At 68.7% G+C, this 12,688-nt stretch carries 17 protein-coding genes and 4 tRNA genes; 12 read left to right on the top strand and 9 right to left on the bottom strand.

Annotated features, from left to right (window positions below; genetic code table 11):
• Positions 1–78: 78 nt before the first annotated feature.
• Positions 79–693, bottom strand: a complete 615-nt coding sequence (locus G6N19_RS18170) for a PaaI family thioesterase (RefSeq protein WP_193465394.1) — start codon at positions 691–693, stop codon at positions 79–81.
• Positions 694–758: 65 nt separating this feature from the next.
• Here G6N19_RS18170 and G6N19_RS18165 point away from each other — a divergent pair, with 65 nt between their 5' ends.
• On the top strand, positions 759–1,256 hold the full coding sequence (locus G6N19_RS18165; protein ID WP_193465393.1) for a DUF1990 family protein: 498 nt from the start codon (positions 759–761) through the stop codon (positions 1,254–1,256).
• 73 nt (positions 1,257–1,329) lie between these two features.
• Here G6N19_RS18165 and G6N19_RS18160 read toward each other — a convergent pair whose 3' ends face one another.
• Positions 1,330–1,782: an Rv2617c family stress response/phage resistance protein gene (locus G6N19_RS18160; protein WP_013829330.1), complete on the bottom strand. Its 453-nt coding sequence runs from the start codon at positions 1,780–1,782 to the stop codon at positions 1,330–1,332.
• A 95-nt stretch (positions 1,783–1,877) separates the two neighbouring features.
• Between G6N19_RS18160 and G6N19_RS18155 the strand changes: the two genes are divergently transcribed.
• A complete protein-coding gene (locus tag G6N19_RS18155; RefSeq protein ID WP_013829331.1) occupies positions 1,878–2,591 on the top strand; it encodes a helix-turn-helix transcriptional regulator in 714 nt (237 codons plus the stop codon).
• Here the strand turns inward: G6N19_RS18155 and G6N19_RS18150 are convergent.
• From G6N19_RS18150 to fdxA, 5 genes are read right to left on the bottom strand one after another with little or no spacing between them, the layout of a single operon-like run.
• Positions 2,588–3,535 carry an NAD(P)H-dependent flavin oxidoreductase gene (locus tag G6N19_RS18150; protein WP_193466436.1) on the bottom strand — a complete coding sequence of 316 codons (948 nt, stop codon included), beginning with the start codon at positions 3,533–3,535 and terminating at the stop codon, positions 2,588–2,590. The genes G6N19_RS18155 and G6N19_RS18150 overlap by 4 nt on opposite strands.
• Before the next feature lie 14 nt (positions 3,536–3,549).
• A complete protein-coding gene (locus G6N19_RS18145; protein ID WP_013829333.1) occupies positions 3,550–3,888 on the bottom strand; it encodes a cupin domain-containing protein in 339 nt (112 codons plus the stop codon).
• Between the two features lie 49 nt (positions 3,889–3,937).
• A complete protein-coding gene (locus G6N19_RS18140) occupies positions 3,938–4,312 on the bottom strand; it encodes a hypothetical protein (RefSeq protein ID WP_408632512.1) in 375 nt (124 codons plus the stop codon).
• Positions 4,313–4,359: 47 nt separating this feature from the next.
• A complete protein-coding gene (locus G6N19_RS18135) occupies positions 4,360–5,115 on the bottom strand; it encodes a helix-turn-helix transcriptional regulator (RefSeq protein ID WP_049792889.1) in 756 nt (251 codons plus the stop codon).
• On the bottom strand, positions 5,112–5,456 hold the full coding sequence (gene fdxA, locus G6N19_RS18130) for a ferredoxin (protein ID WP_041318112.1): 345 nt from the start codon (positions 5,454–5,456) through the stop codon (positions 5,112–5,114). The genes G6N19_RS18135 and fdxA overlap by 4 nt, the downstream gene beginning before the upstream one ends.
• Positions 5,457–5,507: 51 nt before the next feature.
• Between fdxA and G6N19_RS18125 the strand changes: the two genes are divergently transcribed.
• Both G6N19_RS18125 and G6N19_RS18120 read left to right on the top strand, forming a co-directional pair.
• Entirely contained in the window at positions 5,508–5,813 is a 306-nt protein-coding gene (locus G6N19_RS18125) for a DUF2249 domain-containing protein (protein WP_232062425.1), read from the top strand.
• A gap of 172 nt (positions 5,814–5,985) precedes the next feature.
• Positions 5,986–6,777: an enoyl-CoA hydratase/isomerase family protein gene (locus tag G6N19_RS18120; protein ID WP_013829338.1), complete on the top strand. Its 792-nt coding sequence runs from the start codon at positions 5,986–5,988 to the stop codon at positions 6,775–6,777.
• Here the strand turns inward: G6N19_RS18120 and G6N19_RS18115 are convergent.
• Positions 6,774–8,435, bottom strand: a complete 1,662-nt coding sequence (locus G6N19_RS18115; protein ID WP_013829339.1) for an acyl-CoA synthetase — start codon at positions 8,433–8,435, stop codon at positions 6,774–6,776. The two genes, G6N19_RS18120 and G6N19_RS18115, sit on opposite strands and share 4 nt — an antisense overlap.
• Before the next feature lie 115 nt (positions 8,436–8,550).
• Between G6N19_RS18115 and G6N19_RS18110 the strand changes: the two genes are divergently transcribed.
• From G6N19_RS18110 to G6N19_RS18100, 3 genes are all read left to right on the top strand, one after another.
• Positions 8,551–9,216: a DedA family protein gene (locus G6N19_RS18110; RefSeq protein WP_083037446.1), complete on the top strand. Its 666-nt coding sequence runs from the start codon at positions 8,551–8,553 to the stop codon at positions 9,214–9,216.
• Positions 9,217–9,313: 97 nt separating this feature from the next.
• Entirely contained in the window at positions 9,314–9,934 is a 621-nt protein-coding gene (locus G6N19_RS18105; RefSeq protein ID WP_083037447.1) for an antibiotic biosynthesis monooxygenase, read from the top strand.
• 202 nt (positions 9,935–10,136) lie between these two features.
• Positions 10,137–10,904, top strand: a complete 768-nt coding sequence (locus G6N19_RS18100; RefSeq protein ID WP_193465392.1) for an esterase — start codon at positions 10,137–10,139, stop codon at positions 10,902–10,904.
• A 123-nt stretch (positions 10,905–11,027) separates the two neighbouring features.
• On the opposite strand, the gene G6N19_RS18095 is transcribed toward G6N19_RS18100, so the two are convergent.
• Positions 11,028–11,099: transfer RNA gene (locus G6N19_RS18095), tRNA-Val, on the bottom strand.
• A 159-nt stretch (positions 11,100–11,258) separates the two neighbouring features.
• On the opposite strand from G6N19_RS18095, the gene G6N19_RS18090 reads away from it, so the two are divergent.
• The 5 genes from G6N19_RS18090 (at position 11,259) to G6N19_RS18070 (ending at position 12,632) form a co-directional block, all read left to right on the top strand.
• Positions 11,259–11,331, top strand: a tRNA-Gly gene (locus tag G6N19_RS18090).
• A gap of 30 nt (positions 11,332–11,361) precedes the next feature.
• Positions 11,362–11,432 (top strand) — tRNA-Cys (locus G6N19_RS18085).
• A gap of 17 nt (positions 11,433–11,449) precedes the next feature.
• A tRNA-Val gene (locus G6N19_RS18080) sits at positions 11,450–11,524 on the top strand.
• Between the two features lie 125 nt (positions 11,525–11,649).
• Positions 11,650–11,910, top strand: a complete 261-nt coding sequence (locus tag G6N19_RS18075) for a hypothetical protein (protein ID WP_193465391.1) — start codon at positions 11,650–11,652, stop codon at positions 11,908–11,910.
• Between the two features lie 164 nt (positions 11,911–12,074).
• Positions 12,075–12,632, top strand: a complete 558-nt coding sequence (locus tag G6N19_RS18070) for a DUF4352 domain-containing protein (protein WP_041318118.1) — start codon at positions 12,075–12,077, stop codon at positions 12,630–12,632.
• Positions 12,633–12,688: the final 56 nt, after the last annotated feature.

Here is a 12,688-nt window from a genome sequence, read left to right as displayed (position 1 = left end):
AGGGGATGCGAGGTGGTCGAACGTCCGCGACCATGCTATCGGGGCTGTCGTGACCGACCGCTCGGGAGTACGCCGGGCTCACGGCTGGCCTGGCCTGAGTACCACGAACAGCGCCTCGCCGTCGGCCAGCACGGTATCGCCGTCGCGCAGCGAGGTCCCGACGAAGATCTTGCGGCCCTCCGTCCGGCTGATCCATGCCTCGACCTGCAACTCCTTGTCGATCGGGACGATGTTGCGGTAGTTGACATGCAGACAGGCGGTGCGCTGGTAGGGCCCGCCGGTCAGCAGCCACGACGCGGTTCCCAGTACCGAGTCGAACAGCAGGCCGATGGCACCGCCGTGCGCGGCGCCGTTGCGCCCCAGGTGGAAGCGCCGGAATCGGGCCCAGCCGCGCAGCCGGCCGTCCTCGGTCCTGCTGAGCTTCATCGGCACCGCCAGCAGGTTGCCGCGCATCGGCAGATCCAACCGGCGCCCCGACGGCGAGGACCATTCGTCGCCGTCGAACGGCGCCAACAGGTCGCAGACGTCCTGCAGCGCGTCGGCGGCGCGGCTGAACACCTCATCCGGGGCGTCGGCGGCTCGGGCGTGGTCCTGCAGCGCACGCATCGTCTCGAGGAACCGGCCGTAGTCCGGCCCGCCCTTCTGGGTCGGTTCGGGCGGGTTGAAACCGCCGCCGGCATGTGTGGCTGTCACGCGTCTATTTAACGTTCAGGTGATTACCGGGCGTACGCCACGCCCGTGATGGCAGGGTTGGTGCGGTGGACTTGAGCAGACTGCGCGACCTACCGCTGACCTACGCCGAGGTGGGCGCGACCGCCGGGCCGCTGCCCGCGGGGTATCAGCATCTGGAACACGCCGCCCCGATCGGCCGCGGTCGGCAGCGGTTCGAACAGGCGGGCGAGGCGGTGCTGCACTGGGGAATGCAGCGCGGCGCCGGTCTGGGGGTGCGGGCGGACAGCGACGTCGCCACGGTGGGCGCGACAGTGGTGGTGCGGATGGGTTTGCTGAGTGCACCGTGCCGGGTGGTCTACGTGGTGGCCGAGCCCGATCGCCGTGGCTTCGCCTACGGCACCCTGCCGGGACACCCCGAATCCGGTGAGGAGTTGTTCTCGGTGCGCTACGACCCCGCCGACGACACGGTCCACGCGCAGGTGCGGGCGTTCTCCCGGCCTGCCACGTGGTGGATCAGGGCGGCCGGACCGGTGGCTTCGGCGGCGCAGCGCGTCATCGCCAGGCGTTACCTGCGGGCGATCTGACGTCCCGGCATGAAGCGACCGCGCCGCGGTTCCGGTTGGCCGTGGCGCGGCCGCGAGCTGGACTGTGGCGGCGTCAGGTCACACGACGGACATGCACGGCCTGGGCCAGCCGTGCCAGCACCACCGCGGCGACCAGGAGACCGAAGTCCCGCAGCGCGACGTCGTAGTAGCCGGACAAGGTGAGCAGGTCGACGATGATGCCGGCGAGCCACGCCGCCACCACCCAGGCGCCGATCCGCGGCACGACCGCGACCAGGACCCCGGCGACTATCTCGATGACGCCGATCAGATACATGGCTTGGTCGCCGTTGCCTGGCAGGATGTCATTGATCCAGCCGGCAAGGTACTTGTCCCAGTGGCTCGGGCCCGCGCCTCCGGGGACGTGCGTCAGCAGATTGAAGAACTTGTCCAGACCGAACAGGATCGGGGCGACCGTGAACAGCGTTCGCAGCAAAAAATACGCCTCGAACAACGGGTCCTTCAACCGCTCCGAAAGGGCAGCTGAGCCCAGATTGGTGGCACTCATGAACATCCTCCTCGCTTCTAAATATCAACATTTTGAACGTTAGAACCACTGGAATCTAACGTCAAGAACTTTCTCCGATAGAGACCTGCTTGCCGATGGCCAATCTGGACCGCAACATGACCGGGATCGGTGCGCTCGCCGATCCGGTTCGTCGCGAGCTGTATCGATTCGTCGCCTCCCAAGCCGCCCCGGTCAGCCGTGACGATGCTGCCGCTGCTACCGGGATTGCCCGCCATCAGGCAAAGTTCCATCTGGACCGACTGGAGGCCGACGGCCTGCTGGTGAGCGACTATGCCCGGTTGACCGGTCGCTCAGGTCCCGGCGCCGGCCGCCCATCGAAGCGCTACCGGCGCTCCCCGAGCGAGATCGCGGTGAGCCTGCCGCCGCGGGAATATGAGCTGGCGGGCCGGTTGATGGCCGATGCGATCGCCGAATCCGCCCGTACCGGCACACCGGCAATCCAGGCGCTCGACCGACTGGCCCGCGATTACGGCCGCGAGCTCGGTGAGGCTGCCACGGCGGAGCGACCACCGACCGACACCGCTGCCGCCCTCGAGTTGGCCACCGATGTGCTCACCGAACATGGCTACGAGCCGCGTGACGACGGCGGCGGCGACGTGTATTTGGCCAACTGCCCGTTTCACGGACTGGCCCAGTCCCAGACAGAACTGGCCTGCACCATGAATCTCGCCCTGATCAGCGGCGTCGCCGATGCGCTGATGCCGTACTGCCCGCGGGCCCGGCTGGCGCCCGATCCGTCTCGGTGCTGTGTGGTGCTGACCGCCGGTGGGTGTCCCGCCCCCGGTTAGCCCCAGCGGGCCAGCAGGCGCTGTGCCCCGGTGCACAGCTCATCGACGACCACCGCCACCGGACGGCTCGCGCTGAGCAGTCCCACGCCCTGGCCGGCGTCCACCGGAGCGATCCGCTGGTCTTCGGCGGCGATACCGGCCGCCAGCTCCGCAACCGCGTGCTCGTCACCGGCCAGCGTTGCCTCGCGGCCCGTCCAGCGGCCGGCGAACTCGTTGCGCAACACCCGCGATGGAAACTGCGCCGGCCAGGCCAGCCGCTGGCCGACGTCGAACACCCGGGTGGTCACGGTGTCGGTGCCGGCCGCCGCGATCAAGGCGCGCCGGGCCGCGTCGCCGGTCAGTGCCTCAGGACAAGCCGACAGACAGGTCCCCAGCCAGGCGCCGGCGGCTCCGGCGGCCAGCACCGCGGCCAGACTGCGCGGCGAGGCGACCCCTCCGGCGGCCAGCACCGGCACCGTCACGGCGTCCAGGACGGCGTCGAGCAGCGGCAGCGTCGCGAGCCTGGTCTCCCCGTGTCCACCACCCTCGGCGCCGCGGGCCACCAGCACGTCCAGCCCGGCGTCTTGTGCGCGCCGGGCGGTCTCGGCGTCGTAGACCTGCGTGGCGGTGCGGATTCCGGCCGCGTGGGCGCGCTCAACCCAGGACAGGTCGGTGCCGAAGCTGACCGAGAGCAGCGCGGGGCGGGCGGCCAGCGCGGCATCGAACAGGTCCGGTTGGTCGCGGATCACCCAGTCCACCAAGCCGATTCCGAACCTCGCCTGCCCGGCCAGGTCCAGCTCGGTGGCCAACGACGCGGCAGTGGCGGTGCTGCCCATCCCGATCATGCCCAGCCCGCCGGCGGCGGTGACCGCAGCGGCCAGCCGTCCACCGGCCACCCCTCCCATCGGCGCGTTGACGATGGGCACCCGCAGCCCCGCCCCCAGCGACCAGGGCGTGCCGAGCAGCGGCGCGGGCACGCTCAGTGCGAGGCGCTCTTGGCGACGGTCAGCAGCACCACCGAGTCCTCGGGCGCCTCCAGCGCGTGGCGGGTTCGGGGCAGAACCACGAACTCCCCGGCCGAGCCCTCCCAGGCGTCGTCACCGGCGGTCAGCCGAACCCGGCCGCGCAGCACCTGCAGAGTGGACTCCCCCGGGCTGTCGTGTTCGGCCAGCGCCTCACCGGCCCGCAGTGCCACCAGGGTCTGACGCAGGTGGTGCACCGATCCGCCGTAGACGGTGTGGGCCGAACGCCCGCTGTGGTGCTGCCGGGCTTCGGCCAGCTTCTCGTCGGCCAACGCGGTCAGGGAAGTCGATTCCATCGGTAGTCCTTACTGCTAGGCGGGTGGACAGGTGTTCGGTTCAAACGGTTCAGCGGGCCAGCAACAGAATGCCGAGCGGCACCAGCGCGGCGACCTTGATCAACTCCAGGACGATGTAGGCGTAGTGCGCGCGGGAGCGGGGCGCATCCAGCCCGGCCAGCACTTGATCGGCGCGACGGCTCAGGCCCGGACGCACCGTCACCAGTTGGGCGACCAGCATCGTCACGGCGACCGCGAACGTGACCGCGATGGGCGCGGTCGGGCGCTCGGAGACGAACGACGCCGCGATGGCGGCCGCCAGGATGAGTTCCGCGGAGTTGAGGGCCCGAAAGACCAAACGGCCGATACCCAGGCAGATCGGGATCGTCGCGTTGGGCGCGCGGAACTTCAGCGGCGCCTCCATGAACGAGATCGCAGTCACCATGCCCAGCCAGAGGAATGTCGCGGCGATCGCAACGGCGGCGGCAATGCTCACCCGGTGGTTCCTTCCACTGGAACCGGATCAGCGGATGACTGCTCGATGCGGACCCCGTTCGGGACCGGCTCGGCCCCATCGAATTCCATCGACTTCAAGTGCGCCACACACAGATCCGGCTGGGCGAACGAGTCGAGACGATCGACGGTCACCGGTGCGTCCCAGGCTTCCAGCGCGCCTTGCATCAGCCCCAGGTGGATCGGGCAGACCACGTCGGTGGAGGTCTCGGCGAGCTCCAGGAACGGACAGTGCCGCAATCCGAGCTGCTTCTCACCGGCATCGTCGGGTTCGAGCTGCTCGGGCTGGAAACCCAGCTCGTCGAGCATGTCGACGAGCTGGTCGGTTGACTCGTCGGCGCCGACGCGATGGGCCGGGCGGTTCAGCGGCCGCAACCGCTGCCCCCACGCCCGGCCGGCCGCCAGCGCCTTGCCACTGGGGTCGGAGTCGGCGGCCAGGCCGATGGTGAGGATCTCGGCGAGCAGCCGGAACCGGCGGGTGCCGCCGCGGTCCATCTGCCGGATCGCCCGGAACATCAACGCCGGCCGGCCGCGGCCCTTGTGGTCGGGCTCGGTGTGCTCGACGCGGCCTTCCTCCACCAGGGTGTCCAGGTGAAAACGCACCGTGTTGGGGTGCACCCCCAACTCGTCGGCGATCTGCGCGATGCTCAGCGGCTCGTCCGCGGCCTGCACGAGCCGAAGTACGTCGAGGCGACGTCCTCCAGGCGGCCCAGGCGGTTTGGCGATGTCGCTCACTCCCCCTGGGGAGGGAAGCTGGCCACTAGCGGGGTGTCGATGCCGAGCGGTCCGATCTTGGCGGCGCCACCGGGTGAGCCGAGCGCCTCGTCGCGGCCGGGCAGGGCCTCGGTGAAGAACTCCGCGTTGTCGGCCAGGTGCGGTTGCAACTCCTCCGGAAGGTCATCCTCGTAGTAGATGGCCTCGACCGGGCAAACCGGTTCGCAGGCACCACAATCCACACATTCGTCAGGATGGATGTAGAGGGCTCGCCCGCCTTCGTAGATGCAGTCGACGGGGCACTCCTCCACGCAGGCCCGGTCCATCACGTCAACGCACGGCTTCCCGATCACATATGCCATGGGCGTAGAGTTTACACAAGGGATTTTGTAGAAACTAGAAGGGAGACCCAAATGTCGGAGGCCGAACTCGACGCCCGGGTGCTGCCCAGATCCGAGAAGCACAAGACCATCTTCGCGACCTTCGCCGAGCTGGCGGCCGGCGAGTCGTTTGTGCTGCTCAACGACCACGAGCCGGAGCCGTTGCGCCTCGAGTTCGAACGCGAACACCCCGGCAGCTACGGCTGGGAGGACCTGGAGAGGGGCGCCGGGCGAGGCGCGCTGTGGCGGACCAGAATCTCCCGGCTCTCCTCGACCGCGGTGCCCTGGATTCTGACCGACACCACGACCACCGGCGACGGGACGGCACGATCGAGCTGACCGCCGGCGCCTTGCTGTGGATGCCCAAGCGCTCCCCTCGCCAGTTCGTCGCCGGCCCGGATGGATTGCGCTACTTGACGATTCACCAGAAGCGTCAGTTCTTGAACCTGATGGCAGCGGGCTGACAGGCCATTGCTGGACCACAGCGGTCAGGCTCGGGTAGAAACGACTGATGGCTGACCGGTACCGCGACTTCCCCACCCTTCGACTCGAAACCGGCGACAACGGTGTGCTGCAGCTGGTGCTGGACGCGCCGGGGCTCAATTCGGTGGGCCCCGAGATGCACCAGGACCTGGCCGACGTGTGGCCGGTCATCGACCGCGACGACGCGGTGCGGGCGGTGCTGGTCCGCGGCGAGGGCAAGGCATTCTCCGCCGGCGGCAGCTTCGAACTGATCGAGAAGACGATCGGCGGTTACCCAGGGCGGATGCAGGTGCTGCGCGAGGCCCGCGACCTGGTGCTGAACATGGTCAACTTCTCCAAGCCGGTGATCTCGGCGATCAACGGCCCCGCCGTCGGCGCCGGGCTGGTGGTGGCGCTGTTGTCGGACATCTCGGTGGCCGGGCGCACCGCCCGGCTGATCGACGGCCACACCAAGCTCGGGGTGGCCGCCGGCGATCACGCCGCGATCTGCTGGCCGCTGCTGGTCGGCATGGCCAAGGCCAAGTACTACCTGTTGACCTGCGAGACGCTGCACGGCGAGGAAGCCGAACGCATCGGGCTGGTCTCCAAGTGCGTCGACGACGACGAGGTGCTGGCCACCGCGACCGGTATCGCCGACGATCTGGCGCACGGCGCCCAGGACGCGCTGCGCTTCACCAAGCACAGCCTCAACTACTGGTACCGCCAGTTCGCGCCGGCCTTCGAGACCGCGCTGGGGCTGGAGTTCCTCGGCTTCTCCGGCCCGGATGTGCACGAGGGGCTGGCCGCCATCCAGGAGAAGCGCAAGCCCCGGTTCAATTAGGTATCGACCCCGATGGCCTGCGCCTTGGCCCAGCGGTAGTCGGCCTTGCCGGACGGCGAGCGCTGCACCCGCTCGCAGAACACCACGTCCTTGGGCAGCTTGTAGCGGGCGATGTGGCGGGCCGCCTCGGCGACGATGTCGCCGGCCTCGGCATCGGCTCCCGCCGCCAGCTGCACCACGGCGACGACCTCGTGGCCCCACCGTTGACTGGGCCGCCCCACCACCACGACGTCGTAGACGGCGGGGTGCCGGGACACGGCGGCTTCGACCTCCTCGGCGAAGATCTTCTCGCCGCCGGAGTTGATCGTCACCGAGTCACGGCCGAGCAGCTCGATGCCGCCGTCGGCATGCCAGCGTGCCCGGTCACCGGGGACCGAATGCCGGATGCCCTCGATGACCGGGAAGGTGCGCGCGCTCTTCTCCGGGTCGCCCAGGTAGCCCAGCGGCACATAACCCTGCTGCGCCAGCCAGCCGATCTCGTCGTCGCCGGGCGCCAGGATGCGGGTGAGGTCCCCGCTGACCACGACAGCGCCCGGGTTCGGGGTGAACCGACCGGTGGACGCCTGCCCGCGGCTGGTGGTCTGGCCCATCTGCGCACCGGTCTCCGAGGAGCCGCCGGCATCCAGGATCGACAGCTGCGGCAGCAGCTCCAAGATCCGTTGCTTGATCGGGACGGTCAGCGGCGCGCCGCCGCTGGCCAGCACGAACAGTCCCGACAGCGCGTCTGCCAGCTCGGGGCCACCGGCCTCCAGCGCGTCGGCAAGCGGCCGCGCGAAGGCGTCCCCGACGATCGACAGCGAAATGACCCGCTCTTCGGCCGCCAACTCCCAGGTCGCCACCGGGTCGAACCGGTCGGTGGTCGCCGACATGACGAACGGCCGGCCGCCCAGCAACGTGATGAACGCCGCCCACTGCGCGGCGCCGTGCATCAGCGGCGCCACCGTCATCGAACCAGGGCCTCCGGCGCGGCTGCGATCGACGACCTCGGCCAGGCTGGTGGGCACGGCACCGGTGCCGAACTCCCGGCCGCCCATCGCGTTGATGAAGATGTCGTGCTGGCGCCACAACACGCCCTTGGGCATGCCGGTGGTGCCGCCGGTGTAGAGCAGATACAGGTCATCCGGCGACGGCGTCAGCTCCAACGGGTCGGCGGAGGTGGCGGCCAGCAGCTCCTCGTAGCGCACCGCGCCGGGCAGCGGCTCGTTGCCGGAGTCGTCGTCGACATGGATCAGCGTCAGCGGCGGCAGCCGGTTGCCGGCCCGCCCCAGTGCGTCGGCCAGCGTCGCAGCGTAGCGGGCGTGGTACATGACCGCCTCGGCGGCGGCATCGGTCAGCACGTAGACCAGTTCGTCGGCCACATAGCGGTAGTTGACGTTGAACGGGGCGACCCGGGCGTTGTAGGCCCCGAGCATGCCCTCCAGGTATTCGTTGCCGTTGGCCAGGTACAGCGCGAGATGACTCTGCCCGGATTCGTGGGCGGTCAGTTCCGGGCGCTCGCGGCGCAGCCCCAGGCCACGCTCGTGCAGTGCCCGCGCCAGCCGGCGCGCACGGTCTTCGATGTGGGCGTAGGTCAGCCGCCGGTCGCCGAACACCACGCAATCGCGGTCGGGGATCGCCGCCGCCACCGCCGAGAAAACCTGGGCGAGATTGAATTCCATTGCCGCTCCTCGATCGACCACCGGCCTGCCCCCGGATTACGCTACTAGCTGACTCCTATTCGGCCGATGACGGTCTCGGGGGGCGCATCACAGCAGCGTCAGGCATGCTTGCCGCATGTCGGTGGACGCCCTGCTGCAGTCGATCCCGCCCTTGCTGGTTTACCTGCTCGTCGGCGGGGTGATCGGCCTCGAGAGCCTGGGCATCCCGTTGCCGGGTGAAGTCATGTTGGTCGGCGCCGCGTTGTTGTCTTCACGCCACGAGTTGGCGGTCGACCCCGTCGGGGTCGCGGCGGCGGCGATCACCGGCGCGGTGATCGGCGACTCGATCGGATATTCGATCGGTCGGCGCTTCGGCATGCCACTCTTCGACCGGCTGGGTCGGCGGTTTCCGAACCACTTCGGCCCCGGTCACATCGCCTACGCGGAACATCTGTTTGCCCGCTGGGGAACCAGCGCGGTGTTCTTCGGCCGGTTCGTCGCGCTGCTGCGCATCTTGGCCGGTCCGCTGGCCGGAGCGTTGAAGATGCGCTATTCGCACTTTCTCGTCGCCAATGTGACCGGCGCGATCTGCTGGGCCGGCGGCACCACCGCCCTCGTTTACTACGCCGGGATGGCCGCCGAGCACTGGTTGTCCCGGTTCTCCTGGGTCGCGCTGTCGGTAGCGGTGCTGGGCGGTGTCGTCGGCACCCTCGCGCTGCGGGGACGCATCGGCGCGCACATCGCCGAACTCGAGGCGCAGCATCGCCGCCAGTCCGGCCCCGTTCAAGAACCCGCCGAATAGGGGCCGAATAGGGGTTGTCCTCGCGCCGTCGCCGGAGCATGGTGGAAGGGACCGGCGGCGCCGCCGGGGCGTCGCCCCGATCTACTCGGAGGCCGATATGTTCGCGCGCGCAACCACCATCCACGCCCATCCGTCCTTCCTCGACGAGGGCATCACCCACGTCCGCGGCGTGGTGATGCCGACCCTGGCCGACATGGACGGCTGTGCGGGGATGTCGATGCTCGTCGACCGCGACGCCGGCCGGTGCATCGTGACCTCGTCCTGGCTCGATGAGGACACGCTGCGAGCCAGCGAGGCCGGTGCCCAGCAGCTCTGCGACCGCGCCACCGAGATCTTCCACGCCACCGCCGAGATCACCCGCTGGGAGATCGCCGCGGTACGCCGCGATCACCGGTCACGGCGCCACGCCGGCGTGCGGGTCACCTGGCTGCGGACCGACCCGGCCAGCTGCGAGCGGTTGATCGACACCTACAAGCTGGCGCTGATCCCGCAGATGGCCGATCTGCACGGGTTCTGCAGTACCACCCTGCTGGTGGACCGCTCGTCGGGCCGCGCGGTGTCGTCGATCAGCTTCGAGGACCGTGCGGCGATGGTGGCCAGCCGGGCCGGCGAGCAGGCGATCTGGGCCCGAGCCATCAACGATGTCGGCGCCGATGTGCTGGAGGTCGCCGAGTTCGACCTGGCGATCGCGCATCTGAACGCACCCGAGATGGTTTAGCCCGGGTGTCGTACACCTGACCCGGACCGCAGTGCTGGACCAGCACACCATCCCCGGCGACCCGGGTGTGACCCCTGCTGAGTTGGCCTGCCGTAGCGGACGACCGCGTGGTGCCACGGTAACTCCGGCCGGACCGCTTTACCGGCCTGCACGTTAATCTTTGGGCGCGGCGTGTTGCCGCGTTTGCTAGGAGGTATCACCCATGCGCTTTGTCAGCGTGGCCGTGGCCGTCGCGGTTGCCGCCGTGTTCGGTTGCGCGGCCGTGGCTGTGGCGGCCCCGAAAGATTACTGCGCCGAGCTCCAAGGCGGTAACACCGGACGCACGTGTGAGATCCAAATCTCCGACCCCGGGTACAGCGTCGATATCAGCATCCCGCTGAACTACCCCGACCAGAAGCCGGTCGCCGAGTACGTCGCCCAGACGCGCGATGCGTTCCTCAACTCGGCCAAGTCCGGTGCGCCTCGCAGCGCACCCTACGAGTTGAGCATCAAGCCGACGGAATACACCTCGTCGATCCCCCCGCGCGGCACGCAAGCGGTGGTGTTCACGGTGAACCAAAACGTCGGCGGGGCGCAGCCACAGACGACGTACAAGGCATTCAACTGGGACCAGACCTACCGCAAGGCGATCACTTACGCGGCCACGCCGGACGACAAAGAACGTGCGCCGTTGTGGCAGGTGGACGATCCGCTGAAGACCGTCGCCCCGATCGTCCAGGCTGAACTGCAGCAGCAGCTGGCGCCGCCGCCCGCACAACCAGAACAGTCGGCCACGACCACGACCAGCACGGCGCCACCACCGTTACCGTTCGCGCAAACCGCGCTGTACGACCCCACCAACTATCAGAATTTCGCGGTGGTCAACGACGGGGTGATCTTCTTCTTCGACCAGGGCGTGTTGCTGCCGGCCTCGGCCGGGGCGTTACACGTGCTGGTGCCACGGTCTGCGATCGACCCGATGATCGCTTAACAACTCTCCGACGACATCCCGCTGCGCAGCTGACTCTGTTTCGGCACACCGGGTCCACGGCGCCGCCTGTCTCCACTAAGGGCGGCAAGCTGTCGCCACGCCGCTCTTGCGGGCGGCTTCTTGTGGTCCCGGCTGGGATCGAACCAGCGACCTTCCGCGTGTGAGGCGGACGCTCTCCCCCTGAGCTACGAGACCGGATGAACGAGGTCGAAGACTAGCACGCCGGGCGCCCACCGCCTCAACGCGCAGCCTGATCGTCGCCCGACTCGCCGTTCTGACAGGCCAAGTTGTGTTGTCTCACATCAGTGGACTAATGTTCTGCTTCGCGACGGGCGACGATCTCGCTCGTGGCACGCGGATGTAGCGCAGTTGGTAGCGCATCACCTTGCCAAGGTGAGGGTCGCGGGTTCGAATCCCGTCATCCGCTCGAGGGTGTCAAGTGGCATCAACCCCTTGCGGTGGAGTGGCCGAGTGGTGAGGCAACGGCCTGCAAAGCCGTGCACACGGGTTCGATTCCCGTCTCCACCTCCGTTCCTTGGCTCTAAGCGCGGTTAGCTCAGCGGGAGAGCGCTTCCCTGACACGGAAGAGGTCGCTGGTTCAATCCCAGTACCGCGCACCAGATTTCGTGCAGGTCAATGCTCGCATCCTGACCTCGACACCGGTGCCGCACCAGATCCGCACCACCGTGAGGAGCCCGCGCCGATCCGGCCGGCCGTTGTCGGTGCCCCGTGCAATGGTGGCCACATGACGCGCCTCCTCACCGTTGTCGCTGCTGCAAGTGTCGCGCTCTGTGCTGCGGCCCCTGGTGCCGCCGGCGCCGATCCCGGTCCGACGCCCGCACCGCCCGGCCCCGGTGGCGGCTTTGCCTCCGGTTGGGCGCAATGCGGCAACCGGTTGGTGCCTGCCGATCCGCGGGTCGACATGTCAAACCCGTTGGGTGGGCTGATCTACCGGGAGATGTTGCGGCACGCGTGCGGCAACGATGGCGCCGCAATGACCCCCTGACGCACTGCCGATGGCCTTGCCCGGCCCGGCCGCCCCACATCGGCCCTGCGCGCGTAGCCGCATTCTGCGGGGAACCGACCCGAAGGGTGGGCCGGTCCGCACCGACGAGCAGCTAGGCAGCAGAATCGATGGCAACGCACACGCCGGTGGAAAGGTAGCGAGAGATGAGCCCCACGAATCGACCCGTCGTCGCCCTGTCGGCAGCCGCCCTATTGTCTGCCGGTGTGCTGGCGGCATGTTCGGGTCCCGCCGAATCGGAGCGCGGGCCGATGTCGTCGGGCACCACCGCACCTGGGACGGCGGCATCGAAGCCGGGGCACACCGGTGACACCCTGACGCTGACCCGCGCCGACGGCAGCACCATCACGGTCACCCTGGAACGCGTCATCAACCCTGCGACCGTCACCCCGGGCAAGGGTGACCCGGCGGTCACCTACATCGCGACCGAACTCAAGATCGCCAACCAGGGCACGGCGACGATGAACGGCAACGCCAACACCAACGTCTGGGTGCTCGGTTCCGACGATCACAGCTACGAACCGGATCTGAACAACGTCAGCGAATGCACGAACTTCGACTCCGGCATGTTCCATGTCTCCCCCGGCGACGCGGCGACCGGTTGCGTGGTGTTCGCGCTGCCGCACGGCGTCAGCCCGGCGAAGGTGAAGTACGCACCGTCCTCGGGGTTCGCCGACGACTTCGGGGAATGGCTGGTCTCCTGAGCCATCCCGCGTCAACCAATGGTTGACGACCCGCCGTCGTCAACCTACAGTTGACG

The organism is Mycobacterium novum, assembly GCF_010726505.1.
Classification (GTDB): Bacteria; Actinomycetota; Actinomycetes; order Mycobacteriales; family Mycobacteriaceae; genus Mycobacterium; species Mycobacterium algericum.
Note: the sequence above shows the minus strand (reverse complement) of the source record. Positions and strands in the feature narration are given on the sequence as shown.